The organism is Bacillus pacificus, from assembly GCF_020861345.1.
GTDB classification, from domain to species: domain Bacteria; phylum Bacillota; class Bacilli; order Bacillales; family Bacillaceae_G; genus Bacillus_A; species Bacillus_A pacificus.
The window spans coordinates 4603475-4628708 of record NZ_CP086328.1; the positions used below are offsets into that span (position 1 = coordinate 4603475).

Below are 25234 nucleotides of genomic sequence, written 5' to 3' on the forward strand. Positions count from 1 at the left end.
ACACAAGTTTTCAGTTTCTAAACAAACAAAAACATATCATCTAACGAAAACATATGCTATACTATAGAATAATTACAACATAATAACTATTAAAATCAGTTTCAACAGAAATGCTGCTATCCATTATGGATGGCAGCTTTCGTCGTTTTATAGGGGTTTCGATTTTGATTCTTTTTCTCAATAAGAATTTGGAAGGAGCGAGTAGTAATGAACTCAGAAGTAAAAACATTACAAGTACAAAAGTCTATTTCTCATCCCTCTTTATGGGATACATTAAAGAAACATTATGAACTTATATTTGCAATCGCATCTGGTATTTTCATTTTAGCTGGTTGGTTATTCACAAAGAACGATGTAATGAATGTAGGCATTACTTGCTATATCCTTGCTTATATAGTTGGTGGATATGCAAAAGCAAAAGAAGGTATTGAAGATACAATTGAGGAGAAAGAGCTAAATGTCGAAATGCTTATGCTCTTTGCTGCTATCGGCGCTGCAATCATTGGCTACTGGGCAGAAGGCGCGATTTTAATCTTTATCTTCGCACTAAGCGGTGCGATGGAATCTTATACATTAAGTAAAAGTCAAAAAGAAATTTCAGCGCTTCTTGATCTACAACCTGAAGAAGCATTACGTATTTCAAATGGAACTGAAGAACGTGTTCCTGTTGGACGATTACAAATTAACGACATTATTCTAATTAAACCAGGTGAGCGCGTTCCTGCTGACGGTACAATTCATAGCGGTGAAACAAATATCGATGAGGCAGCGATTACTGGTGAACCTATTCCAAATGAAAAAAAATATGGTGATGAAGTATTTGCTGGTACTGTAAATTTACGCGGTGCTATCGAAGTTACAATTACGAAGCCGAGCGATCAAACATTATTCCAAAAAATTATCCGTCTCGTTCAAAGTGCACAGAGTGAAAAATCACCATCACAACTATTCATCGAAAAGTTTGAAGGAACATATGTAAAAGGTGTACTACTCGTTGTTGCGCTTATGATGTTCGTCCCTCATTTCTTGCTGGATTGGAGCTGGAATGAAACGTTTTATCGCGCTATGATTTTACTTGTAGTCGCATCTCCTTGTGCACTCGTTGCTGCCATTACACCAGCAACATTATCTGCTATTTCTAACGGTGCAAGAAACGGAATTCTCTTTAAAGGTGGCATACATTTAGAACGTCTCGCTTCAGTAAAAGCAATTGCCTTTGATAAAACAGGAACATTAACAGAAGGAAAACCTACTGTAACAGATGTATATGTTCGAGAAAATATGACAGAAAAAGAAGTACTTTCTATTACAGCAGCAATTGAAAGTCACTCTACACATCCTTTAGCTGAATCTATTGTGAAATATGCAAAACATACGTATGACATTACATTAAAAAAACCAGAAAACGTTGAAGATGTAACTGGTTTTGGGCTAAAAGGAATATTCGAAAACAAAGCTTATAAAATAGGTAAAGCTGATTTTATCGGTGAAGAAACAAAGACATTTCATAATGGTATTTCTGCCTCACTTGAAAAAGAAGGTAAAACTGTCGTTTATATTAGTGATGAGGATGGCATCCTTGGACTTATCGCTTTAAAAGATACTCTTCGCCAAGAAACAATAGCTGCTATTCGCGAATTACAAAGCATCGGTGTCGAGGCCATTATGATTACTGGAGATAATGAAGAAACAGCAAAAGCTATTGCCTCTGAAAGTAACATAAAGGAATATTACGCATCATGCTTACCAGAAACAAAGGTTGAAACGATTAAAAAGCTAAAAGAAAAATACGGGACAGTAGCAATGGTCGGAGATGGTATAAATGATGCCCCTGCACTCGCTACTGCTAGCATTGGTGTAGCGATGGGAGAAGGAACAGACGTAGCTTTAGAAACGGCAGACGTTGTACTTATGAAGAACGAGTTATCTCGACTTTCACAAGCAATCCGTTTATCAAAGCGAATGAACCGTATTGTAAAGAAAAACGTAATCTTTTCACTAGCTGTAATTGCAATGCTCATTTGTTCAAACTTCTTACAATTTTTAGCTCTTCCATTCGGTGTTATCGGACATGAGGGAAGTACGATTCTTGTTATTTTGAATGGCTTACGATTATTAAAAGGAAACAAATAAGAACGGGTCCCTCATAGAGGACCCGTTTTATTTTAGTGATAGCTATTATGCCCGTTCGCACTACCGCTTGTTTTATGCTTTGGATGCGAACTACTCTTTTGTTTATTATTATTTTTATTGTTGTGATTCTTTTTATTATTACTCATGAAATATCCCCCCTGTTCCCTATTATTATGGAACAAGAGCTCACTTTTCATTACGGGAATTATTGTCACCCGTCCTATAATGATGGAGTAAACCATTAATTTCACCGCCGAGTAAAATTACCCATCCAGTTAAGTAAAACCATAACATTAAAACAATGATACCACCGAGACCACCATATGTATTCGCGTAATTCGCAAACTTATCTACATAATAAGCAAATGAGTACGATACCACAATCCATCCTACAGTAGCAAATGTTGCTCCTGAAATGACTTCTCTTCTTTTTAACTTTCGATCTGGTGCAAATGTATATATAAAACTAAACAATGCAAATAGCACGAAGAAACTCGCTACTAACCGCGTAATACTCCACACGTAAGAAAAACTATCCGATAACCCAATTGCTTTAAATACCGCTGCTCCAATGACTTGTCCAAACACTGGAACAATTAGCGCAAACACAATCATAAAAATAATCGCTAATGTAAACACAATGGATAAAGCTCTCGTTTTAATAAAGGAACGTGTTTCTGTTACATCATACGCACGATTAAAAGCATTCATAACCGCATTTACCCCGTTTGAAGCAAACCATAACATTGATAATAAACCAAATGATAATAAACCACCATTTTGCTCATTTACAACTTTATCAACGTTTACTTCAATTAAAGACATTGCATCTTCGGGTACGTACGGTTCTAATAAGTTGAGCACACTTTCTGTTTGAAGGTCAATGAATCCAAGAAGCGTAATTAAGAAAACAAGCCCAGGAAAAATCGCAAGCAAGAAGAAATAAGCGAGCTGTGCTGCCAAGCCCGCTACATCATCGCGCATCGTCCGGTCATACAAATCTTTACCAAACGAATAAGTACGATTTCTTCTCACCTTTTCTAAAATTTTTCTCATATATGTTTAAACGCTTTTCTTCTCTTCTTTATCTTGCTTCAACTCAATGTACGCTTCAGTTTTTTTTTCCTCTACATTAGAGTCTTTCATAAATAGTTCACGCGCTTCTTTCATACCGCCATCTTCAGCAACTACTGGCTCTTCTTCTGCTTTCAGTTCATCTACTTTTGGAGAAACAGCTTGAATTTCAATCGTTTCTGGCTTCTCTGCTGGCTCAACCTTTTTCTTACTAAAAATTTCTTTCGTTTCTTTTAACGTCTCTACAACAGATGGCGTCAATTTTTTAATTTCTGCAACTTTCGCTTTCACTACATTTAAATCAGCAAGTTCGCGTCCTTTATCTGTAACAGTTTGCACTTTTTCTTTGATCTTTGCATTTTCACCAATTTCAATCATCTTTGTTTTTGCTTTTTCTGCAGTATTTTTTACTTTTTCACGGTTTTCTTTCTTCAACATAGATACAGCTACACCTGCAGCTACACCAATCGCAATGTTTCGAGCAATATTATTTTTCTTTGCCATATTCCTTCACCCTTTCATTTCTTATGTTAGAAAGTATTTCTTTCTAAGCTTCCTCATATTCCTTGTTCTTTTCGAATGAAAGCTAATAGCTTTGCACACCCTTCTGTTACAAGGTCATATACTTCTTGGAAATTCCCTGTATAGTAAGGGTCGGGAACGTCTGTCCAGCCACCGTCTGGAACAAAATCGGACAGCCTACCAATATAGCCTCCAGTTTTACCTAAACTTTTTAAATCTGCTATATTCTTGTTGTCCATGGCAATAATATAATCAAACTTTGTTAAGTCTTCTTTTTCTACTTGCCTTGCTTTAATTCCTTCAAAAGTGACTGCATTTTCTTTTAAAATTTTTTGTGTTCCTTTATGTGGCGGATGGCCAACATGCCAATCTCCAGTTCCTGCAGAATCAATGACAATTTTCTCTTCGAGTCCCTCTTTTACGACAAGATCTCGAAAAATCGCTTCTGCCATTGGAGAACGACAAATGTTCCCAAGACAAACAAACAATACTTGAACCATATTTTTGTTTCTTCCTTTCTTGGTGCATTTCTTTATATATACTTATAGTATAAACAACCAATTATTAAATATAAAGGAAATCCCTACTAATTTAATAGGATTGAAAAGATTCATTAACGAAAATGATAAAAAATGTTAAGATAACCTTATGTTATTTCAAAGGGGGACACTTCGGTGGATTTATCCGTAAAGTCAGAAGAAAATGTTGAATATATGGTCGAAGCTATTAAAGAAAAATTACGTATGGTTAATGCTGGAGCGATGAGAGCTGCTAGCTTTAATGAAGAAATGTACGAAGACTTACGTGACATTTATGAGCATGTTATGAAACGTGAAACATTCAGCATTAGTGAAATGCAAGCTATTACAGAAGAATTAGGTACATTAATTAAAAAGTAAAGGAGCCTCGTTTATGAGGCTCTTTTTTACTTCCAACAAATTCATGACAACTCTTCTCTTTCTCTCAACCAACTGTAAAATATTGTACAATAGAAGTAGAACCTCACCTTAGATTTTTTTCTCCATACATACTACTCACAAATAATAGCAACACTACCATTGCTAACTGTTTTTACTGGAGGTGCTTACTTATGAGCAATTGGTACAGTAAGACGAAAGATCAAACATTAATCAACTTAGAAACAAATGAACAACACGGTTTAACAGATGAAATCGTAAATGAACGTTTAAAGCAATATGGTTTTAATGAATTAGCTACAAAACAAAAACGCACTTTATGGCAACGTATTTTCGCCCAAATTAATGACGTCCTCGTATATGTCCTTATTATTGCTGCTCTTATTTCAGCCTTTGTAGGTGAATGGGCTGATGCAAGTATTATTGCGCTCGTTGTAGTTTTAAATGCTGTTATCGGTGTCGTCCAAGAATCGAAAGCAGAACAAGCTTTAGAGGCATTGAAAAAGATGGCGACACCTAAAGCTATCGTCAAGCGAGATGGTGAACTAAAAGAAATTCCATCTGAGCACGTCGTTCCAGGTGATATCGTTATGCTCGACGCCGGACGATATATCCCATGCGATTTACGCCTTATCGAAACCGCAAATTTAAAAGTTGAAGAATCTGCTCTAACTGGTGAATCTGTCCCTGTTGATAAAGATGCAATCTACCACCCTTCCATGCAAAGTGATGAACAAGTACCACTCGGTGATCAAAAAAACATGGCCTTCATGTCTACCCTTGTAACATACGGAAGAGGCGTCGGTGTTGCTGTTGAAACTGGAATGAACTCACAAATTGGTAAGATTGCTACCCTGTTGCATGAAGCAGACGATGATATGACACCACTTCAAAAAAGCTTAGCACAAGTCGGAAAGTATTTAGGCTTTGTTGCTGTAGCGATTTGTATCGTTATGTTTCTCATCGGCTTTTTACAAGGACGAGATACACTAGAAATGTTTATGACTGCTATTAGTTTAGCCGTTGCAGCTATTCCAGAAGGTTTGCCAGCTATCGTTTCCATCGTTCTTGCAATTGGTGTGCAGCGTATGATTAAACAAAATGTTATCATTCGGAAACTACCAGCTGTCGAAGCTCTCGGTTCTGTCACAATTATTTGTTCAGATAAAACAGGTACGTTAACACAAAATAAAATGACCGTTACTCACTTTTATAGTGATAACACATACGATCAATTAGAAAATTTAAATGTAAATAATAATGTGCAACGTCTATTGTTAGAAAATATGGTGCTATGTAACGATGCGTCTTACAACAATGAATCACAAACGGGAGACCCGACTGAAATTGCTCTTCTCGTTGCCGGAAGCACTTTTAATATGCAAAAAGATTATTTAGAAAAAATACATGAACGCGTTAACGAGATGCCTTTCGATTCAGATCGTAAAATGATGTCAACCGTGCATACATACGATGACAGCTATTATAGCATGACGAAAGGTGCTATCGATAAGCTCTTACCTCGATGTACCCACATATTGAAAAACGGTAAAATCGAAGTTCTAACAGAGGCTGATAAAAATCAAATATTAGAAGCTGCCGGGGCAATGTCCCGAGAAGCTTTAAGAGTACTTTCATTCGCATTTAAACAATACAATTCAAGCAATGTGGATATAGATCATCTCGAAGAAAACCTCATCTTTATTGGTCTTGTCGGTATGATTGATCCACCGCGAACTGAAGTAAAAGATTCCATTACAGAATGTAAAAAAGCCGGTATTCGCACAGTTATGATTACTGGTGACCATAAAGATACCGCCTTCGCCATTGCCAAAGAACTTGGTATTGCTGAAGACATATGTGAAATTATGATTGGAACTGAATTAGATAACATTTCAGATACAGAACTAGCAAGCAAAATTGATCACTTACATGTATTCGCTAGAGTCTCTCCAGAACATAAAGTAAAGATCGTAAAAGCATTACGTGCAAAAGGCAATATCGTTTCTATGACTGGTGATGGCGTCAATGACGCTCCATCTTTAAAACAAGCAGATGTTGGCGTAGCGATGGGCATTACAGGAACAGACGTTGCAAAAGGGGCAGCGGATGTCGTATTAACAGATGATAATTTCTCATCTATCGTGAAAGCTGTTGAGGAAGGTAGAAACATTTATCGTAACATAAAAAAATCAATTCTCTTCCTACTCTCTTGTAACTTCGGAGAAATTATCACTTTATTTTTAGCCATTTTACTCGGCTGGGCAACACCACTACGACCTATTCACATTTTGTGGGTAAATTTAATTACAGATACGCTGCCTGCATTATCACTTGGGGTTGATCCTGAAGATCCTGATGTGATGAAGGAAAAACCACGACATGCGAAAGAAAGCTTATTTAGCGGTAGCGTTCCTTTCCTTATTTTCAATGGGGTTGTCATTGGACTTTTAACGCTAATAGCCTTTATCGCCGGAGCAAAGTTCTATACTGGAGATACAAATTTATTCCCTCTTTTCCCAGAGCGAATTGATGAGGATGCTCTATTACACGCTCAAACGATGGCATTTGTCGTTCTTAGTTTTTCTCAGCTCGTTCATTCATTTAACTTGCGTTCAAGAACGAAATCAATTTTTTCAATTGGGATTTTTACAAATAAATATTTAGTCTTCTCCCTTCTTATCGGTGTTCTTATGCAAGTTTGTATCATCTCCATTCCGCCCCTTGCAAATATATTCGGTGTGCATGCATTAACGCTGCGAGATTGGGGATTTGTTCTCTTATTAAGTATCATTCCGCTCGTTGTGAATGAAATCATTAAATTAGCGAAGAAAAACTAAAAGGCAATGAGGAATAGTCCTCATTGCCTTTTCATTTACCCTTGTAATTCTTTTTTAATGTTCTCCGTTAATGTAGCCATACGTTTGCGACTTTCTTCACGCTCACGTTTGTTTTGCTCTTCAATTTGTTGTGTTTCTTGCATACCTCTTGAAATAATGTTCCAAGTTTCCTCGAGTGTTTCCATCTTAATACTAGAAGAACCGGATAATCTCGCTACTTCCACACTTTGCGTTGCGATATTTTGTGCATTTTTCTTAAGTAATTCATTTGTACGGCGATCCAGTTCAGCCATGGAATCTGCAACAAGCTTTTGACGCTTCGCATTTACCGCTTGAATGATACCATTTTTAAAGATAGGAATCGTCGTAATAAATGCTGTATTGATTTTACCAATTAATTTATTATTACCACGTTGAATCATTCGAATTTGTGGTGCTGTCAGTAACGCAACCATACGCGCTTTTTCTAAATCATCAATACGTTGTTCTAAAATTTCAACAGAGTTTTTAAGCGACTCTAATTCAATACCTGCTAATTGATCATTATTACGTACACGCTCTTCATACATCGGAACTAACTCTGTATTTAAACGCTCTAATAACATTTCTCCTGCTACTACGTATTTTTCTAAGTCTAAATAATATTTTAAGTTTTGCTCATATAAACCATCTAACGTACCAATTGATTTTTTCATTTCATCTTGATACTTCGTAATTTCCACATACACTTTATCAATTTCACGGCCCATCGTTTGATACTTGCTAAAGATTTGTTCAATCATTTTATCCGCTTTTTTGAACATACGTGAGAAGAAACCACTTTTCTCTTCCGCAAAGTCTTTGCTATCGAATCGGTCCATAATTTTACCAAGCTGTTTTAATAATTCACCAGAATCTTCTATCTTTGATAATGACATCGTATGTAAAATTTGATCAGCAAAACGTGAAATTTCCATAGAAGGTTCTTTTCCAAGTTCAATTAATTCTAATTGATCTTTAATATCTACCGCATTATAAATACGTTGTACATCCGCATCTTGTCTAAGTTGCAAGCGAACATCTTGTGCTGTTTGCTCATTTAATTCTGTTTTCGAATCTAGTACGACTGGGTTATTCATATGGTATTCTCCCTTTCCTTATAAAAATGGACGAAATAGTCCTTTTATTGTTTGTGATAAATTTTTATAGGCTGATGAACCATGAAACTCAAGATCGAAATTAACTTCTTCAAGCCAATGTGAATCAAATGCCCCAGCTTCAATATACGGTTCAATATCGTTTCTTCCCGTTGGATTGAAATGGAATACATCTACTCCAATTTGATTTAAAAATAGTAATAAAACAGCATCAGAACGAGTTAACTCTCCACTCTTCTCATTATTAAATATAACAATTTTCGGTACATCTTGTGAATAATCAAATTTCTCAAGCTGTTCTAAAATATTCGGTGGTATTTGAGAAAGTTGCGCGAAAACATATAGCGCTACATCTTGTTTCGTCTCTTTTGCAATTGGTTTACACATTTCACTTTCACACGTATGGATAATCGCTTCTGCAATACCATGTTGTAATCCTTCTGGCAATCGTTTATGCGGCCACCAATGACTGTTCATAATTAAATCTGGATGCAATTTCCCTCCGCGGTCTAATGCATCTCGATAATGGTATTGGAAATTTGCTTTTTGTTCTTTCGTAAACGGAAATGTATTAATTAATAAACTGTTATCAAATGATGTAACAGCCTTTAATCGCTGAAAATACTCTTTATCATTCTTTGAAACACCTGATATTTTCGCAAATAGGGATGGAATATAAATGTGTTTATTTTCAACAAAGAATGTCGGGCGTACAAACGCCTTTTCTTTCGTAATTAAAAATAGTTCATCGTATGTTGTTTTTAATGTACGTGCTACAGGTGTATAGGAACGGAATTGCCACGGCTTGTATAATAGTGAATTATCGTGGTGAAGTACTTGTTCAATTTCTTTTGAAGCTTGATATGCCACTGTTGCAACACGCTCGCGGCGGCGATCTGGAAATGGCTCAAGAGAAATACGACTTGGATGAGACACAATAAAACTTCTTCCTTCCTCATCAACATTCTCAAATCCATCTTTTCCTTCTGGGTGATAATAAAGTACATCGCAGCCGAGCATAATAAGAAAGTATAAGAAATATATACGGCTTTCCTGTGCATCACCGTACCAAACAATACGCGGCATTTGTTTCTTATAGTTAATCGTAGAGAACCACTTCGCTACGTAATTTTCGCTTAATTTAATCATGTCGATTAAGAAACGACGGAAGCCTTCTGTCTTTAGAGATTGATTATGTTGTTTCTCATATAATTTCAATACAGAAATAAATGTTGTATGTATATAATGCTGTAAATCCGGATTGTCTACTTTCGGTAAAAGTTGTTTCCCAGATAAGTGTGCCACTAGCCTATTTACTGTTAGACCATTTGGTGCTTCTTGATGTAATCCGAACACTTCTTGAATGTGACGAAGCTTTTCTGAATCAATCACTTTATTTAAATTTTGTTCATGTAAAACTTCAATTCCTTTCGCTTCACTATAATCAAACAGTTCATTAAAATATTCATCTACATCGTTCGGAACGCCAAGGATTCGACATGCTATATAACTAAATTTCATCTCATTCTCTGTCAGCTCATATTGTGGACGTTTTTCTAAAAGCGTTTCAAATTGCTTTACATCTGATTCATCTTTTAATGCATATGGTTGAAGTGTAAAACGTGAAAACACAACAGTTCACCTCCAAAAACATTTACTTTTTCTAAGTCTTTCTTCTATTATAAACTATTTTTGGTTATAAAAAATGGGCGCTCGCAAAACGAGCAAACCCATTTCAATTATTTATTGTCTTCTTTAGTAGCAGCAACTTCTTCTTTAGCTTGTCCAGAATTCTTCACGTAGTGAAGTACAAATGTTGCTCCAAATGCTACAACTAAAATAACGAAGAACAATGTATGGCTTATTTCAATATGAATAACAGACAATAGCATTTTTGTTGCAATAATTAAGATTAAAATATATGCTGTCGTTTCAAGTTCTGGGATACGCTCTAACAACTTTAAGAATACACCAGCGATACCACGCATCATTAAAATACCGAGCATTCCGCCTAACAATAGAATCCAAACTTCATTTGATACACCAAATGCAGCAAGTACACTATCTACAGAGAACGCGATATCCATTAATTCGACCATCGCAACCGTTCCCCAGAAGACACCAAACATTCTGAAGAGAATACTGTTTTGGTTCATACCATGAGCTTCCTCTTCTTCTGCATTACCTTTTCTTTTATCAATAAAGTATTTAATTGAAAGCCAAGCTAAGTAAAGTGCACCTAACACTTTTACCCATGCTAATTTAATTAAGAACATTCCAATTCCAATCGCAATAAAGCGGAATAAATACGCTCCAATAAGCCCATAGAATAAAGCCTTTTTACGCTTCTCTTCTGGAAGGTGTTTTACCATTACCGCTAATACAAGTGCATTATCAGCAGATAACAATCCTTCAAGTACAACAAGTGTACCTATTAATCCCCACGATACTGGATCTTGCAACACTTTAATCCACATGTCCAAGTCGAAAAACTGAGCATACGTATCAAGGATTCCTTGCAAAATACTCATCTTACCTTTATCCCCTATTCTTTGCTAGATTTATAGAAAGGTCAAAAAAAGGAAACGAATATCGTTTCCTTTCTATGCATCCAAGCCATACGCTCTTACAAGCGCACCTAAACCACCTTGGAATCCACTTCCTACTGCATTAAACTTCCACTGTCCATTATGACGATATAATTCACAAAAGACAACTGCTGTTTCGATAGAGAAATCTTCCCCTAAATCGAAGCGAAGAACTTCTTCATTCGTTTCTTCGTTTGCTAAACGAACGAAAGCATTTCCTACTTGTCCAAAGTTTTGACTACGACCTTCCGCATCATAAATCGTAACTGTAATAGCAATTTTGTGCACATCTGCTGGAACTTTCTTCAAATCTACAACAAGTTGCTCATCGTCGCCTTCACCTTCACCCGTTCGGTTATCACCTGTATGTAAAACTGATCCACAAGGAGACTGTAAATTATTATAGAAAATAAAATCAGTTTCCTTCGTACATTTTCCGTTCATATCTAATAAAAAGGCAGATGCATCTAAATCGAAATCAGCTCCACCATCATAAGACTTAATATCCCATCCAAGACCAATTACTGCTTTTGTTAAGCCAGGGCTTGTTTTACCTAAATCGATTTTCTGTCCTTTTTGTAACTGAATAGCCATTTATATTCACCTCTATATTTTTATCTAAAAAAATATATCCATCAGTAAACATGCATTTCATCGATGGATATATTAATCTATTACTCTACATCTAAACCAAAGTTATTGCATAGAGACGCTAATCCACCTTGGAATCCACTTCCGATTGCATTGAACTTCCAATCACCTGCATGGCGGTATAATTCGCCTACTACAACAGCTGTTTCAATGGAGAAATCTTCTCCTAAATCGTAACGAATTAACTCTGCATTCTTTTCTTCATCTACAATACGTACGAATGAGTTAGAAACTTGACCAAAGTTTTGGCTACGGCCTTCTCCATCGTAAATTGTGATTGTGAAACAAATACGTTCGATATGTGCAGGTACATTTTTCAAATCTACTTTAATCGCTTCGTCATCGCCTTCGCCTTCACCCGTTCTGTTATCTCCTAAATGCTCTACAGCACCATTCGCGCCTTTTGGGTTATTATAGAAAACGAAATCCTCTGCGCCTGAAACTTTACCGTTCGCACCTACTAAAAAGATACTAACATCTAAATCAAAATCAGCTTGTCCATCATAACGGTTCGTATCCCAGCCAAGCCCTACAAGTACTTTTGATAAACCTGGATTTGTTTTTGTTAAATCTACCTTTTGTCCCTTTTTTAAAGAAATAGATGCCATTTTAAATTCCTCCTTAGTTTATCCTATTGATAACGTGATACAATCTCACTTAAGTTTTTATCTTGTGTGCCTTCTCCAACTGCTGAAAACTTCCACTCATTTTCGTATCGATACATTTCTCCTGCAATTAAAGTTGTTTTACTAGCATAGTTTTCTGATAAATTATAACGTGCTAATTCCTCACCTGTATGAGGATTTTGAATACGAATGTAAGCATTACGAATCATACCAAAGTCTTGACGTCTGTTTACACAATCATAAATATTTACAACGAATACTAAACGGTTAATACGACTTGGGACTTTATGCAATTCTACAAAGATTGTTTCATCGTCACCTTCGCCTTCACCTGTTAAATTATCTCCTGAATGAATAATACTACCACAAGTAGAAAGTTTGTTTCCGAAGTATACTAAATCGTTTTTATTAACAAAACGATCTCCTTCTAACATAACAACAGATGCATCACAATCTACATTTGGTTTACTTCCAAATAATGAAGACAGAAACCCACCTGATTGCCCAATTGGATCCCAGCCTAAGCCAACCTGTAGTTTTGCTACTTTTGGTTGTCCTTTCGTTAAATCGATCTTTTGACCTTTTTCTAAAATAATAGGCATGCAGTTTCTTCCTTTCTACAAAGCATTTTCCAAGACGGAAAATATTGTATTCTCCCCTTATATTGTAGCATTATTTACCTAGTGATAAAAAGGATAAATTCTCAGTTATATGAAAACATTCATATAATTTACTTATGATGATGTAAGAAGTGGTAAATAGCACCAACCATTCCTGCACAATTACCGTTTTGCGCAAGTTCAATCTCACAATTACTATAAATCTCTTTATTTAAGTATTTACTGACCTCTTCTTTTACTTCTTTTAAAAACTCATTTCCCCTATCAGTAATTCCTCCACCTATAACAATCACTTCTGGATTAAAAATATAAGCAAGGTTACTAATTCCAATCGCTAAATGTTTAAAGAAAACCTCAACTGCTTGGGTAACTTCCCTATCACCTTTATCATACAGTTCGAAAATCTTTTTTCCATTCCAATCACTTTCATCTTTATATTTTCGCACAAGACGAATTAACCCTGAAATGGAAGCGATCTCTTCAAACGGCTTTCCTTCTACTAACATATTTCCCCATTCGCCAGCACTAAACAAATGCCCTCTATATAACTCTCCATCTATAAAAATTGCTCCTCCAATACCAGTTCCAAGGGTGAGCATAATAAAGTTTCCTTTCTCTCTTCCACTACCATTCCACTTTTCTCCAAACGCTGCACAATTCACATCATTATCAATGGATACAGGAACTTTTAATACCTCTTGCAATTTATTCATAATAGGAATCATACTATAGCCCGGAATATGATCCACACCTCCCGTCACAATCCCTTTATTAACGTCAACAATTCCCGCCGTACTAATGCCAATTCCCGAAATCGTATGTTTACCCATTAAATTTTTTGATAAAAGAATGAGTTTTTGAATGATTTGTTCCCCGCCCAAATGAATTTCCGTTGGAACTGTTTTATGCTTTAGTACTGTTCCTGTTTCTGAAACAATTCCATATTTAATTTGTGTACCACCAATATCAAATGCAATATACTCTTTCATCTGCTGTCACTTCCTCTACTGGAATGGGTGTGAAATTCCCACCACTCTACTATTATAAAGAATTTACACTCACTCTTTTCTCTCTTTAGAAATATACCACCTTTTTCTATATATAGTTTTTTTTGCATAAAACTCTTTTTCCTATGAAATATTACAAAGAGATGTATTTTAGATGGAATATTAATGTTTCAGGAGGAAATCAATGACGAAAATTTTCATTTTAGCATCAACTCTTTCTTTATCTTTTTTTAGTGGTTTAAATATCGGTAATGCAGCAACAGAAAACTTCTCTCCAGTAACAAATGCGATTGTACAAAATAACGATCATTTCGCAGAAGGTAACTCAAAAGATAATAATAAGCCACCAGGAAACGGTGGTTCTCAGGACGATAGTGGTTCTGGTGACAATGGCTCTGGTGGCAACGGCTCTGGCGGCAATGGCTCTAGCGGCAACGGTTCTGATGGCAGTGGTTCTGGCGGTAACGGTTCTGGCGGCAACGGCTCTGGCGGCAACGGCTCTGGTGGCAGTGGTTCTGACGGTAACGGTTCTGGTGGCAGCGACTCTGGTGGCAATGGCTCTAGCGGCAACGGTTCTGATGGCAGTGGCGGCAATGGCTCTGGCGGCAGTGGTTCTGACGGTAACGGTTCTGGTGGCAGCGGCTCTGGCGGCAACGGTTCTGGCGGCAGTGGTTCTGACGGTAACGGTTCTGGTGGCAGCGGCTCTGGCGGCAACGGTTCTGATGGCAGTGGCTCTGGCGGCAATGGTTCTGACGGTAACGGTTCTGGTGGCAGCGACTCTGGTGGCAATGGCTCTAGCGGCAACGGTTCTGATGGCAGTGGCGGCAATGGCTCTGGCGGCAGTGGTTCTGACGGTAACGGTTCTGGTGGCAGCGGCTCTGGCGGCAACGGTTCTGGCGGCAGTGGTTCTGACGGTAACGGTTCTGGTGGCAGCGGCTCTGGCGGCAACGGTTCTGATGGCAGTGGCTCTGGCGGCAACGGTTCTGATGGCAGTGGCTCTGGCGGCAATCGTGGTAAAGGCGATAGCAGTTCTCAAGGGGGAAATGACTCTCATGGAGGTAACCGTGGTAAAGGCGATAGCAGTTCTCAAGGTGGTAACGTAAAAGATAACGCGAAAAAACAAGGCGATAAGTTACCGAATACTGCCACACATTATCCTGCATCTATTTTAATGGGGCTTTCAACATTCCTAATTGGTATGTTACTATTCATTCGCCGTAAAAACGCAAAATAAAAACATATCCTTCCATCTTAAAAATACATGAAACAAATTGTAAAACTAAAAAGGACTTTGGATTGCATTTTATTATGCAGTCCAAAGTCCTTTTCATCCTTCCTATCCAAAAGAGCATTAATACGCTTTTCCCCAATACACCATTTGCTTAGCTTCTTTACCACAACAAATACATTCGTTAGCTAAATGCTCTTGCTCAAAAGGCATACAGCGAGAAGATACTCCGACTTCTTCTTTTAATTTCTCTTCACAAGCTAGTTCCCCGCACCACATCGCCTTAATAAATCCTTGCTTTTCATCAGCTACTTTTTTCATCTCTTCAAACTTCGTCACACTATACGTATTTTCATCACGAAATACTTTTGCTTTATTAAATAAAGAGTTATGAATTTCCTCAAGTAGTGCTGGAATGCGTTCTTCTAATTGATCCATTGCTATAAACTCTTTTTCCTTCGTATCTCTTCTTACGAGTACAACTTGATTCTTTTCGATATCTTTCGGACCAACTTCTAATCGAATTGGAATTCCCTTCATTTCATACTCATTAAATTTCCAACCAGGTGTTTTATTGCTAGCATCTAGTTTTACTCGTGCAACCTTTTGAATATGTTCTTGTAACTCTGTTGCTTTCGCTAAAACGCCTTCTTTATGCTGAGCAATCGGTACAATAACAACTTGCACTGGTGCGACTTTAGGAGGCATTACAAGCCCATTATTATCACTATGAACCATAATCAGTCCACCTATCATTCTCGTTGATACGCCCCAAGATGTTTGGTGTACATATTGCCACTTACCGTTACGATCTAAAAATTTAATATCAAATGCTTCAGAGAAATTCGTTCCAAAGTTATGGGATGTTCCCGTTTGAAGTGCTTTCCCATCATGCATTAAGCTTTCAATTGTATAAGTTGCCTTTGCGCCCGCAAATTTTTCTTTTTCTGTTTTTTGTCCTTTAATTACTGGTATTGCTAAGTAGTCTTCACAGAAAGAAGCATATAGATTTAAAATATTTAATGTTTCAGCTTGAGATTCTTCTGCTGTTTCATGAATTGTATGACCCTCTTGCCATAAGAATTCCGTTGTACGAAGAAATGGCCTCGTTGTCTTTTCCCAACGAACTACTGAACACCACTGATTATATAACTTTGGCAAATCATTATAGGATTGCACAATTTTTGAAAAATGCTCACAGAATAAAGTTTCGGATGTAGGGCGTATACAAAGTCTTTCTGCTAACTTTTCATCCCCACCATGTGTCACCCATGCTACTTCAGGAGCAAATCCTTCTACATGATCCTTCTCTTTTTGTAATAAGCTCTCTGGGATAAACATTGGCATATACACATTTTCATGACCAGTTGCTTTTAACTTCTCATCCATCACTTTCTGCATATTTTCCCATAAGGCATAGCCGTACGGGCGTAGAATCATACATCCTTTTACACTTGAATAATCAACAAGTTCTGCTTTTTTTACAATATCTGTGTACCACTGTGCAAAGTCCTCTTCCATCTTCGTAATCGCTTGTACTTGTTCTTTTGCCATAGTCAGTCTTCCTCCTTCTAGAAAATACAAAAAAGCCCGCGCCCCTAAATAGGGACCGAGCTTTGCCGGCGTTACCACCCTGATTCATGCACAAAAATTGTGCATGCTCTCTTTTTGATAACGGGAAATTCCCGCTGCATATGCAGAACGCAAAGGTAGGTTCCATATCGCCTTTTTAAGAATCTTTCAGCCTGACGGATTCTCTCTCTGCTAAAAAGGTTGAACATGTACTAGTCCTTTTTCATCGTTATAACGAAGTAAATTTGTTGAATATCATAATATAAATTTCACCCTAAAACAAGAGTGAATTTTCTTATTTTTTATATATTCTTTTCATTTTTTACAGTTTTATACGTAGCTTTTTCTCGTAATTTTCACAAGTTGATGTGCAATCATACCGATAAGTGTACCAAGTAGGACGAAGAAACCAATAAATCCATATCCCATTCCTTCCCATCCACCAATAACCATCATTGTAACGGGAAAGGATGCTAAGCAAAGAAGTATTAAACTAAGTGCAAATATAATATCAAACTGCTTGTCTGGAAACCGTTTCTTTAGTAAATACGAAATAGCAAATACAAGAATAATTGTGATTCCACCAATGATGTAAAAGATACTAAATCCATCTAGCAAATCCACATTATTCCCTCCTTTCATTCATTCCCTTATACTTAATTATATGTTTAATTTTTCTGAAAATAAATAATAAATTTTATTTAAAAACATATTTTTATTACTAGGTATTAATAGTAATATATAGTAATAGGTTTCATATAATTAGGAGGATTACTTTATGGATAAAGCATTAACGAATCGTGTCATCATTTTATCATTCGACTGTTTATCAGCTTTAGATTTTCCTATACTACAAAAATTACCTCATTTCCAATCTCTAATCAAAAAGGGTACGGTTGTCGAAAAAGTAGAGCCCATCTATCCTTCTGTAACCTATCCAAGTCACTCAACAATCGTAACTGGTAATTACCCTAATAAACATGGCGTAGTTAGCAATACGTTACTTCAACCTGGACGCGAATCACCCGATTGGCATTGGTACCGAAAATCAATACAAGGAACAACATTATATGATGAAGCACATAAAGCAAATTTAACGACAGCTGCCCTTCTATGGCCTGTTACTGGCAGAGCAAATATTGATTACAATTTACCAGAAATCTTTCCAAATAGACCGTGGCAAAATCAAGTTTTAGTTTCATTATTTAGCGGTAGCCCGCTATATCAATTAGATTTAAATCGTCGTTTCGGCCATATACGAAATGGATTGTCACAACCTGAACTCGATGATTTCGTACTTGCTTCTGCTGTGCATACAATCCAGACAAAAAAGCCTAATGTCATGTTTGTACATTTCACCGATTTAGACACCCAAAGACACTATCACGGCTTTGAATCAAAAGAAACAATAGCCGCAATTCATAGACATGATGAGCGACTAGGGAAAATTATTCAAGCTTTAAAAGACAGTGGACTATACGAAGAGAGCACCATTATCGCTCTTGGTGATCATAGCGCTTTAAGTGAAAGCAAAGCCATTCAATTAAATGTACTATTTCATCAAAAAGGGCTTATCTCTATAAATTCAAAAGGAAAATTAGTAGACTGGAATGCTTATTGCCAAAGTTGCGATGGGTCCGCCTATGTATATGTGAAAGACAAAAACGATACCGATACAATTCGAGAAGTACAACTACTCCTTGAAGAACTGCTTCAAAATAAACAAAACGGTATTGAATTTATACTTCATGATGAGGATGCGAAGGAATGCGGTGCAGATGGCAATTGTTTATTTATGTTGGAAGCACGAGAAGGGTATTATTTCACTGAAAACTATACAGGAGATTTTATAAAAGAAATTACTGAAAAAGATGTTACGCCTAGTAAAAAATATACATTTGGTACGCATGGATACTCTCCAACAAAACCTAACTATGAAACAATTTTTATAGCTGCCGGGAAAGGAATAAAAAGCGGCATTACCATACCGTATATGAGACTTATTGATGAAGGCCCCACTATCGCTAGACTACTCGGTTTACACTTAGGTGAAACAGACGGATCAATTGTAGAGGATTTACTCCAATTGTAAAGAACTGTGTATATATGTAAAAGTTATGTAAAATTCATCATTGTTTCTCTTTTTATAATTTTTATTTTTGTACACTGTTAGTAGAACAAATTTGAGGGGGAACATTATATGAAAAAAATGTCCAGACAAGAAAAAAGCTGGATATTATACGATTGGGCGAACTCCGTATATTCGCTCGTCATTACAACCGCATTATTCCCAATTTACTTTAAAGCAGCTGCAAAGGAAGCCGGGTTATCTGGTGCAACTTCAACAGCATATTGGGGATATGCAAACTCGTTCGCAACACTTTTAATTTCTATACTTGCTCCTATTCTCGGCACAGTTGCTGATTATAAAGGATTTAAAAAACGATTTTTCACATTCTTCTTTGGACTCGGTATCGTATTTACAAGTATGCTAGCAGTCGTTCCAACATCTCAGTGGTACTTATTACTAGGATGCTATATGCTCGCATTAGTCGGTTTTGCTGGAGCAAACATTTTTTATGATGCATTTTTAGTAGATGTCACTTCTGAAGATAGAATGGATCGAATTTCTACGAGAGGTTTCGCTTTAGGCTATATTGGGAGTACTATTCCATTTATCGGTTGTATCACTCTTATCATTCTTGCTCAAAAAGGAACTATCCCTTTATCAGTTGGCATTGCTAGTCAAATTTCATTTGCAATCACAGCTCTTTGGTGGGGATTATTTACAATTCCAATGCTAAAAAACGTAGAACAAACGCACTATATTGAACGTCACCCAAGACCAATTACAATGAGCTTCAAACGCCTTGCTGATACTTTTAAAAATATTAAAGAATATAAAACGGTCTTTATGTTCTTAATTGCTTACTTTTTCTATATTGATGGGGTCGATACAATTATTACTATGTCCACCGCTTACGGAACAGACCTCGGTATTAGTGCAACAAATCTATTAATCATATTATTCGTCACACAAATTGTAGCTTGTCCATTCGCTTTATTGTACGGAAAACTATCGGAGACATTTACCGGTAAAAAAATGCTATATGTCGGTATTATTATTTATATCATTATCTGCACATATGCTTATTTCTTAAAAACGACACTCGATTTCTGGATTTTAGCAATGTTAGTTGCCACTTCTCAGGGCGGGATTCAAGCACTTAGTCGTTCCTATTTTGCAAAACTAGTACCTAAAGAATCGGCAAATGAATTCTTCGGATTCTATAATATATTTGGCAAGTTTGCCGCGATTATGGGTCCAGTATTAGTCGGTGTTACAACGCAATTAACGGGAAAAACAAACGCCGGTGTCCTTAGTATTATTGTGTTGTTTATTATCGGTGGATTTTTATTAACTAAGGTCCCTGAAAATAATACATCCGTTACACCACCTAGTCCAAAAACTAAAATGCTATAAGAAGAAGATCCTCTTCATGCAAGAAGAGGATCTTTTTTATCTATAACGTCTTACAATTAAAAACTCAACAGCTGGCTTTACAACTATCGCAGCACATAACGCAAACAAAAGCGGTATGTTATGAAAATCAATCCATCTATTAAACCCTACCGATGCGAAAAACAAGCCAAAAATTAATACAACGAGTACATAATATGTAACATTGGCACTTGTTTTTAATACATGTTTTTCTAAATCCTCTTTCTCCTCAGTATCCCCTTCAACGCTATGTGATGCCAAACTTTTAAATAGATAATGTAACGCGATGCTACAAATAAATAGTGCATACCAGTTTACTTGAAGTTCAGTTAACCAATAGTAAAGTGCAAACACTAACGTACCTATAGCCACTAATACAGTAACGAAAAGGCTTATTTTCTCTTTCCCCAACAACTACTCCCCCTACTGCTTGTACAAAAATAGTTTATCAACAGTTGTTCCTAATACTTCCGCTAAACGAAAAGCTAATGCTAAGCTTGGATCATATTTATTATTCTCAATTGCATTTATCGTCTGTCTTGAAACTTTACACTTATCAGCTAATGCACCTTGTGAAATATTATTCTCAGTGCGTAATTCATAAATTTGATTTTTCACATCTTTTCTCCTAACATGTAAAATCGTTTTTACAACATTAGTATATAGTCGGTACATTTCATTGTCAAAAGACTGTCACAAGAAAAGGGAGCTATTCAGCTCCCTTACAATGGTTATTTCGAGGCTAATGAATTTGTTAGTTCCTCTTTATTAGCGACATCCCCTTTATTTATTTGCATGCGTAGAACTGGCCCTATCGCAAATAAAATAAGTGCCATCGCTATACAAAATACAGTAACTAATGAGGTCATCTCCTTTAATCCTCCAGCTATTGAAGTTCCGATTAACATTGCCCCCATAAACAGTGGTAAAATTGTTCCATTTACTCTTCCAATCATATTTTCTGGTACAAGTTGAATCATAAGCGTACCGACAACGATATTAACACAAGCTAAACAAATACCTGTTCCAAATCTCATGAAACTAGTAATCCAAAATGATGTAGATAGCCCTTCTACTAAAAACGATATCGCTAATATGCCCATACCGAATACGAACATCTTTTTCGGGTTCACTTTTGAAGTGAAAATCGCAGCAACAATACCACCAATTAACATACCTATTCCATCAGCTGCAGCTAAATATTGAACTGCTTCCTTTTCCATTCCAAGGCGTTCTATTACAAGAAACACCTCTAACGGATTCGTTAGTCCAACAGCTAAGCCCATAATGGTGAAAGTGATTGTAATCATACGTAAATTTTTCGTATGAAGAACGTATTTCCAACCCTCTTTTATATCATTTTTTAATGAATCTCTTGCCACTTGCTCTTGTTCAACCCATTTCGGTAAAAATGAAAGAGCGATAGCAGATAACAAAAATAAAATGATTAAACTATATAGCGACGTAAATAAACCAAGTTGTGTATACACAAGCGATCCTACCACTGGTCCAAAGATCAGAAATAATGACTGTAATGTTTGGTTAAATGCAATCGCATTTGCTATCTGTTCTTCTTTCACGTAGCGCTTAAATATACGCGAAGATGATGGCTGAGAGAACTGACCTACAATTGCGGAAATGAGTGTTGCAAAAAATATAGCCTGCCAATAATCCAGTTTTAACAACAGGACAATTCCTATAATAGACATTACACTTAATACATCTCCAGCGACCATTGTTCTTTTCGGATTCCAGCGATCAGCTAGCGCACCACCGATAAACGAGAAAATAAAAATAGGTGCATATTCCATAACCGATAACAATGAAACGGAAACTGGATCATTATTCGTTCGCTCCATTATGAAATATAGAAGGGCCATATTTCTGATCCAAATTGCAAATTGTTGTAAAATATCAGACGCCATAACGAGCATAAATGCTCGGTTTTTAAATAAAGCGTTCATTTTCATTCCCCTTTCATAAACCGACCGTTCGGTCTAATTTGTTTTATAGAAAAGCAACTGACTTATTATTCAGCTGCCATTCCTTTTAACAATACATCTATTGCCTTTTTATAAATACGTTTCAACTCTTTATAATCTAACTCGTAGTAAAGTACTCCAAGCCCTGATAATAACCCATTCACAATATACATAAGATCGCGCGTATTATCTTCACGAAACTCTCCAGACTGTATGCCTGCTTCAATTAGTTTCTCAAACATAACATACGATTCTCTAGTTAAAGCTAATAGTTCATCCAAAATCTCTTTACTTACAACTTGGCTCATAGAGAATTCCTCTATTGCATTTGAAATTGGTTGCTGTATGTCCTCGACATGATATTCCGCGAGACCATATAGTTTTTCAGTATTCGTACTATACAACTTCTCTTTTTCATTCCATTTTTCAAGCCAATCATACGTATGCTGCTTTACTACAAATAAAAATAATTCTTCTTTACTTTTAAAGTGATAATAAATGCTTCCTTTACTCCGCTCTGTAATTTCACAAATCTCTTCCATAGATGTAGCTGCATAGCCCTTCTGTGAAAACAACCTTTCTGCTTTATATGCAATTTCTTTCTTTATCTCTTCTGCACTTCTTCTCATATTCACACCTCTTTAAACCGACCGTTCAGTCTAATAATAACAAATTAAAAACCTCTATCGCAAGAGGCTATATTCATTATTTAAGAAAACGTACTTTCAAACCAATTTCGAATCATATGTATGATTCCAATTTCAAATCCTAATTTAACAAGAAATACGCCTCCCGCAGCTAATAAAAATAACATTACTTTCCCCTTATTTTTCACTTTCGGTTCCATTTCCATTCCCCTTAGTATATTAAAAATAGTTAAACAAACGTTTGTTTAACTGTTTGTATGCATATGTAAACCAACTAATCAAACGTTTGTTTAAAAAGAAATACGCCCCTTATAGGGCGTATTCTCATCAATCACCGCCACCTCCGCCACCATCACAGCTGCCTCCGCTATCTCCACCGAAAGATCCTCCACAATCATGTGAACCTCCATGCGAGCTATCATTATCAGATCCCGCAAAGAAAAATAATGGTGATGAGTTGTTAGATGAGTTATGAATGTTATTTTGTTTTGTAAGATTTACCTTCTTTTTGTTTGATCGAACTGCTGTTAAGATTGTTCCAACTACAACAAATAATAGTATGAAAATAATAAATTCCATATAAAAGCCTCCCTTATTCCTCGAATAATTGAATGGTTCTCTCTAGATTTTCAAGCGAAATGAAGCGTGATTCACGAAGAATTTCTTTTCCATTATAAAATAATAAAACTGTTGGACCTGTAAATACAGCATATCGCCCCGCAATCTCTTGCATGTCTTGTAGCAATATCTCTATTTTCTCTACGTAATCATAATTCTCTAATACGTAATTTACTTTCCTTAACATAACATCACAAACACCACAATTTTCTGTTTTAATAAACAGAAGTACTAATTGTTGTTCTTCAATATATGTCGCTAATTCTTCTATCGTTTCAAATGTATTCATCTTATCCGATACGATAAACTTAACTAAATCTATACAATTCAATCAAATTTATACAAGTTAGTGCTTCATCGTGTTCTCGCAACCCCGAAGGGACGAGGGGTATAACACTCCACACGAGGCAGTATCGTTACCTCCTATTATCAAGCATTTATTTTACCCATCTTGATAAATTTATCGCAGCATTTACATCCCTATCATGATGGCTATTGCATGAAGCACAACACCACTCACGTATTTTCAAACTCCACTGTCCTTCTGGTTGAACTGAATGGTCGTATTGAACTCTACAACATGAGCAAATCTTGCTTGAAGCGAACCATTTATCAGCTTTTACATACGCAATGCCATACTTCTCGCACTTGTATGATAAACATTGAAAGAAGAAGTTTAATTTTTGAAATGAAAATGCTTTCGATAGTTTTTTGTTTTTTAACAGGTTTGAGATAGATAAGTCTTCCACAACAATTCTCATTGGTTTGGTTTTCACCAATTTAGCTGTTGCTTGATGGATATGGTTATTTCGGATATTCATAATTTTCCTAGATAACCGCAGGTGCTCGATTTTTGCTTTTTCATATCCGGCAGATTGAATTTTCACACCTTTTTTAAATCTCCTAGACATATCTCTTTGCGCTGACTTTTTCCTTTTCAAAAGTTTTTTAACCTTGGCGTCTTTGTTTATATTTCGTTCTTTCGTACCATTAGAAGCTACAAACAGCTCTTTTAAACCAACATCCACACCGATTGACTCATTGGTTAGTTCTTGTGATTCAAAGTCTTCTTGGAACCCCACACTAATCCACCAGTGACGACCATCAAATGTAACTCTTGGATTGGATGGTTTTTTATTTCTTGGTAGTTGTTGGCTTGTTTTCACTTCTCCAATAGACTGAATATGAACGACTTTCTTTCCTATAATCAGCCTTTCATAATTGGCATAAAATCCTTGGATTACATCTTTTTTAGATTTATAAGAAGTGTGATAACCATTTTTGTACTTTTTGAACGAATGCTTCCTTGCCTTATCAAAATCTTTTGAAGCCTGTTTGGGAACTTGTGCGTTGATGTCTTTTAACCACTCATAATTCTTTCGCTTCTTGATCTTTGTAAATCGTTTCTGTAAAGCTAACTGTGAAACAGATTTTCCAAATAGCTTATAGTATCTATCACTCATTCTTTTACAATAGTTATAAGCGAATCTTGCAGCACCAGCATGGTTTCTAAGCACTTTTTCTTGTTCAGGCGTTGGAATCAGTCTGACTTTCTTCGCCAATATCATCAG

General features: G+C 36.4%; 26 protein-coding genes and 1 other annotated feature. Of the genes, 6 read left to right on the forward strand and 20 right to left on the reverse strand.

Going from position 1 to position 25234, the window contains the following annotated elements; all coding sequences use genetic code 11:
- Nucleotides 1-207: 207 nt before the first annotated feature.
- Nucleotides 208-2133: a heavy metal translocating P-type ATPase gene (locus LMD38_RS23790; protein WP_228920000.1), complete on the forward strand. Its 1926-nt coding sequence runs from the start codon at nt 208-210 to the stop codon at nt 2131-2133.
- 186 nt (nt 2134-2319) lie between these two features.
- On the opposite strand, the gene LMD38_RS23795 is transcribed toward LMD38_RS23790, so the two are convergent.
- From LMD38_RS23795 to LMD38_RS23805, 3 genes are read right to left on the reverse strand one after another with little or no spacing between them, the layout of a single operon-like run.
- Nucleotides 2320-3189, reverse strand: coding sequence for a YihY/virulence factor BrkB family protein (locus tag LMD38_RS23795; protein ID WP_098921050.1), 870 nt, complete (start codon nt 3187-3189; stop codon nt 2320-2322).
- Between the two features lie 6 nt (nt 3190-3195).
- Complete coding sequence (locus LMD38_RS23800; protein ID WP_001085393.1) at nt 3196-3711, reverse strand: DUF4075 domain-containing protein; 516 nt, start codon at nt 3709-3711, stop codon at nt 3196-3198.
- 53 nt (nt 3712-3764) lie between these two features.
- Complete coding sequence (locus tag LMD38_RS23805; protein WP_000250909.1) at nt 3765-4229, reverse strand: low molecular weight protein-tyrosine-phosphatase; 465 nt, start codon at nt 4227-4229, stop codon at nt 3765-3767.
- A 174-nt stretch (nt 4230-4403) separates the two neighbouring features.
- Between LMD38_RS23805 and LMD38_RS23810 the strand changes: the two genes are divergently transcribed.
- Nucleotides 4404-4628 (forward strand): DUF1128 domain-containing protein, encoded by a 225-nt coding sequence (locus LMD38_RS23810; protein ID WP_000366197.1) that lies wholly within the window; start codon nt 4404-4406, stop codon nt 4626-4628.
- A 191-nt stretch (nt 4629-4819) separates the two neighbouring features.
- Nucleotides 4820-7486 (forward strand): cation-translocating P-type ATPase, encoded by a 2667-nt coding sequence (locus LMD38_RS23815; protein ID WP_227585540.1) that lies wholly within the window; start codon nt 4820-4822, stop codon nt 7484-7486.
- 35 nt (nt 7487-7521) lie between these two features.
- On the opposite strand, the gene LMD38_RS23820 is transcribed toward LMD38_RS23815, so the two are convergent.
- From LMD38_RS23820 to LMD38_RS23850, 7 genes are all read right to left on the reverse strand, one after another.
- A complete protein-coding gene (locus LMD38_RS23820) occupies nt 7522-8604 on the reverse strand; it encodes a toxic anion resistance protein (protein ID WP_001064413.1) in 1083 nt (360 codons plus the stop codon).
- An 18-nt stretch (nt 8605-8622) separates the two neighbouring features.
- The gene (locus LMD38_RS23825) at nt 8623-10254 is read right to left on the reverse strand and encodes a YceG family protein (RefSeq protein WP_000492880.1); all 1632 of its coding nucleotides are present in this window, start codon (nt 10252-10254) and stop codon (nt 8623-8625) included.
- A gap of 107 nt (nt 10255-10361) precedes the next feature.
- Nucleotides 10362-11153, reverse strand: a complete 792-nt coding sequence (locus LMD38_RS23830; protein WP_000025691.1) for a TerC family protein — start codon at nt 11151-11153, stop codon at nt 10362-10364.
- Between the two features lie 72 nt (nt 11154-11225).
- A complete protein-coding gene (locus LMD38_RS23835) occupies nt 11226-11804 on the reverse strand; it encodes a TerD family protein (RefSeq protein ID WP_001007530.1) in 579 nt (192 codons plus the stop codon).
- A gap of 80 nt (nt 11805-11884) precedes the next feature.
- Nucleotides 11885-12469, reverse strand: a complete 585-nt coding sequence (locus tag LMD38_RS23840) for a TerD family protein (protein WP_000146721.1) — start codon at nt 12467-12469, stop codon at nt 11885-11887.
- 23 nt (nt 12470-12492) lie between these two features.
- A complete protein-coding gene (locus LMD38_RS23845) occupies nt 12493-13089 on the reverse strand; it encodes a TerD family protein (protein ID WP_001121593.1) in 597 nt (198 codons plus the stop codon).
- A gap of 128 nt (nt 13090-13217) precedes the next feature.
- Complete coding sequence (locus tag LMD38_RS23850; protein WP_227585538.1) at nt 13218-14096, reverse strand: ROK family protein; 879 nt, start codon at nt 14094-14096, stop codon at nt 13218-13220.
- Between the two features lie 202 nt (nt 14097-14298).
- Between LMD38_RS23850 and LMD38_RS23855 the strand changes: the two genes are divergently transcribed.
- A complete protein-coding gene (locus LMD38_RS23855; protein ID WP_228920002.1) occupies nt 14299-15348 on the forward strand; it encodes an LPXTG cell wall anchor domain-containing protein in 1050 nt (349 codons plus the stop codon).
- A 117-nt stretch (nt 15349-15465) separates the two neighbouring features.
- Here LMD38_RS23855 and proS read toward each other — a convergent pair whose 3' ends face one another.
- Together proS and LMD38_RS23865 are read right to left on the reverse strand one after the other, a co-directional pair.
- Nucleotides 15466-16896: a proline--tRNA ligase gene (proS, locus tag LMD38_RS23860; RefSeq protein ID WP_016716361.1), complete on the reverse strand. Its 1431-nt coding sequence runs from the start codon at nt 16894-16896 to the stop codon at nt 15466-15468.
- A 47-nt stretch (nt 16897-16943) separates the two neighbouring features.
- Nucleotides 16944-17150 (reverse strand) — a binding site (T-box leader).
- Nucleotides 17151-17244: 94 nt separating this feature from the next.
- Nucleotides 17245-17538 (reverse strand): YesK-like family protein, encoded by a 294-nt coding sequence (locus tag LMD38_RS23865; protein WP_000364817.1) that lies wholly within the window; start codon nt 17536-17538, stop codon nt 17245-17247.
- Between the two features lie 154 nt (nt 17539-17692).
- On the opposite strand from LMD38_RS23865, the gene LMD38_RS23870 reads away from it, so the two are divergent.
- Both LMD38_RS23870 and LMD38_RS23875 read left to right on the forward strand, forming a co-directional pair.
- Complete coding sequence (locus LMD38_RS23870; RefSeq protein ID WP_016716360.1) at nt 17693-19006, forward strand: alkaline phosphatase family protein; 1314 nt, start codon at nt 17693-17695, stop codon at nt 19004-19006.
- A gap of 108 nt (nt 19007-19114) precedes the next feature.
- On the forward strand, nt 19115-20398 hold the full coding sequence (locus LMD38_RS23875; RefSeq protein WP_000738829.1) for an MFS transporter: 1284 nt from the start codon (nt 19115-19117) through the stop codon (nt 20396-20398).
- 36 nt (nt 20399-20434) lie between these two features.
- On the opposite strand, the gene LMD38_RS23880 is transcribed toward LMD38_RS23875, so the two are convergent.
- The 8 genes from LMD38_RS23880 to LMD38_RS23915 all read right to left on the reverse strand — a co-directional run bounded on the left by LMD38_RS23880 (nt 20435) and on the right by LMD38_RS23915 (nt 25231).
- The gene (locus tag LMD38_RS23880; protein ID WP_014893342.1) at nt 20435-20827 is read right to left on the reverse strand and encodes a hypothetical protein; all 393 of its coding nucleotides are present in this window, start codon (nt 20825-20827) and stop codon (nt 20435-20437) included.
- Between the two features lie 12 nt (nt 20828-20839).
- The gene (locus LMD38_RS23885) at nt 20840-21091 is read right to left on the reverse strand and encodes a helix-turn-helix transcriptional regulator (RefSeq protein WP_001974760.1); all 252 of its coding nucleotides are present in this window, start codon (nt 21089-21091) and stop codon (nt 20840-20842) included.
- Nucleotides 21092-21147: 56 nt separating this feature from the next.
- Nucleotides 21148-22380, reverse strand: a complete 1233-nt coding sequence (locus tag LMD38_RS23890) for an MFS transporter (protein ID WP_073530583.1) — start codon at nt 22378-22380, stop codon at nt 21148-21150.
- A 65-nt stretch (nt 22381-22445) separates the two neighbouring features.
- Nucleotides 22446-23027 (reverse strand): TetR/AcrR family transcriptional regulator, encoded by a 582-nt coding sequence (locus LMD38_RS23895; RefSeq protein WP_016716358.1) that lies wholly within the window; start codon nt 23025-23027, stop codon nt 22446-22448.
- Between the two features lie 80 nt (nt 23028-23107).
- Complete coding sequence (locus LMD38_RS23900; RefSeq protein ID WP_073530580.1) at nt 23108-23251, reverse strand: histidine kinase; 144 nt, start codon at nt 23249-23251, stop codon at nt 23108-23110.
- A gap of 121 nt (nt 23252-23372) precedes the next feature.
- Nucleotides 23373-23624, reverse strand: coding sequence for a hypothetical protein (locus tag LMD38_RS23905; RefSeq protein ID WP_000394354.1), 252 nt, complete (start codon nt 23622-23624; stop codon nt 23373-23375).
- A 13-nt stretch (nt 23625-23637) separates the two neighbouring features.
- A complete protein-coding gene (locus LMD38_RS23910; protein WP_100633954.1) occupies nt 23638-23952 on the reverse strand; it encodes a thioredoxin family protein in 315 nt (104 codons plus the stop codon).
- 148 nt (nt 23953-24100) lie between these two features.
- The gene (locus LMD38_RS23915; protein WP_228920003.1) at nt 24101-25231 is read right to left on the reverse strand and encodes an RNA-guided endonuclease InsQ/TnpB family protein; all 1131 of its coding nucleotides are present in this window, start codon (nt 25229-25231) and stop codon (nt 24101-24103) included.
- Nucleotides 25232-25234 lie beyond the last annotated feature (3 nt).

Excerpts from the sequence above, each read along its gene's own strand:
- LMD38_RS23790 (WP_228920000.1), top strand. The coding sequence starts at position 208 with ATGAACTCAGAAGTAAAAACATTACAAGTACAAAAGTCTATTTCTCAT.
- LMD38_RS23795 (WP_098921050.1), bottom strand. The coding sequence starts at position 3,189 with ATGAGAAAAATTTTAGAAAAGGTGAGAAGAAATCGTACTTATTCGTTT.
- LMD38_RS23800 (WP_001085393.1), bottom strand. The coding sequence starts at position 3,711 with ATGGCAAAGAAAAATAATATTGCTCGAAACATTGCGATTGGTGTAGCT.
- LMD38_RS23805 (WP_000250909.1), bottom strand. The coding sequence starts at position 4,229 with ATGGTTCAAGTATTGTTTGTTTGTCTTGGGAACATTTGTCGTTCTCCA.
- LMD38_RS23815 (WP_227585540.1), top strand. The coding sequence starts at position 4,820 with ATGAGCAATTGGTACAGTAAGACGAAAGATCAAACATTAATCAACTTA.
- LMD38_RS23820 (WP_001064413.1), bottom strand. The coding sequence starts at position 8,604 with ATGAATAACCCAGTCGTACTAGATTCGAAAACAGAATTAAATGAGCAA.
- LMD38_RS23830 (WP_000025691.1), bottom strand. The coding sequence starts at position 11,153 with ATGAGTATTTTGCAAGGAATCCTTGATACGTATGCTCAGTTTTTCGAC.
- LMD38_RS23835 (WP_001007530.1), bottom strand. The coding sequence starts at position 11,804 with ATGGCTATTCAGTTACAAAAAGGACAGAAAATCGATTTAGGTAAAACA.
- LMD38_RS23840 (WP_000146721.1), bottom strand. The coding sequence starts at position 12,469 with ATGGCATCTATTTCTTTAAAAAAGGGACAAAAGGTAGATTTAACAAAA.
- LMD38_RS23845 (WP_001121593.1), bottom strand. The coding sequence starts at position 13,089 with ATGCCTATTATTTTAGAAAAAGGTCAAAAGATCGATTTAACGAAAGGA.
- LMD38_RS23850 (WP_227585538.1), bottom strand. The coding sequence starts at position 14,096 with ATGAAAGAGTATATTGCATTTGATATTGGTGGTACACAAATTAAATAT.
- LMD38_RS23855 (WP_228920002.1), top strand. The coding sequence starts at position 14,299 with ATGACGAAAATTTTCATTTTAGCATCAACTCTTTCTTTATCTTTTTTT.
- proS (WP_016716361.1), bottom strand. The coding sequence starts at position 16,896 with ATGGCAAAAGAACAAGTACAAGCGATTACGAAGATGGAAGAGGACTTT.
- LMD38_RS23870 (WP_016716360.1), top strand. The coding sequence starts at position 17,693 with ATGGATAAAGCATTAACGAATCGTGTCATCATTTTATCATTCGACTGT.
- LMD38_RS23875 (WP_000738829.1), top strand. The coding sequence starts at position 19,115 with ATGAAAAAAATGTCCAGACAAGAAAAAAGCTGGATATTATACGATTGG.
- LMD38_RS23885 (WP_001974760.1), bottom strand. The coding sequence starts at position 21,091 with ATGTACCGACTATATACTAATGTTGTAAAAACGATTTTACATGTTAGG.
- LMD38_RS23890 (WP_073530583.1), bottom strand. The coding sequence starts at position 22,380 with ATGAACGCTTTATTTAAAAACCGAGCATTTATGCTCGTTATGGCGTCT.
- LMD38_RS23895 (WP_016716358.1), bottom strand. The coding sequence starts at position 23,027 with ATGAGAAGAAGTGCAGAAGAGATAAAGAAAGAAATTGCATATAAAGCA.
- LMD38_RS23900 (WP_073530580.1), bottom strand. The coding sequence starts at position 23,251 with ATGGAAATGGAACCGAAAGTGAAAAATAAGGGGAAAGTAATGTTATTT.
- LMD38_RS23905 (WP_000394354.1), bottom strand. The coding sequence starts at position 23,624 with ATGGAATTTATTATTTTCATACTATTATTTGTTGTAGTTGGAACAATC.
- LMD38_RS23910 (WP_100633954.1), bottom strand. The coding sequence starts at position 23,952 with ATGAATACATTTGAAACGATAGAAGAATTAGCGACATATATTGAAGAA.
- LMD38_RS23915 (WP_228920003.1), bottom strand. The coding sequence starts at position 25,231 with ATGATATTGGCGAAGAAAGTCAGACTGATTCCAACGCCTGAACAAGAA.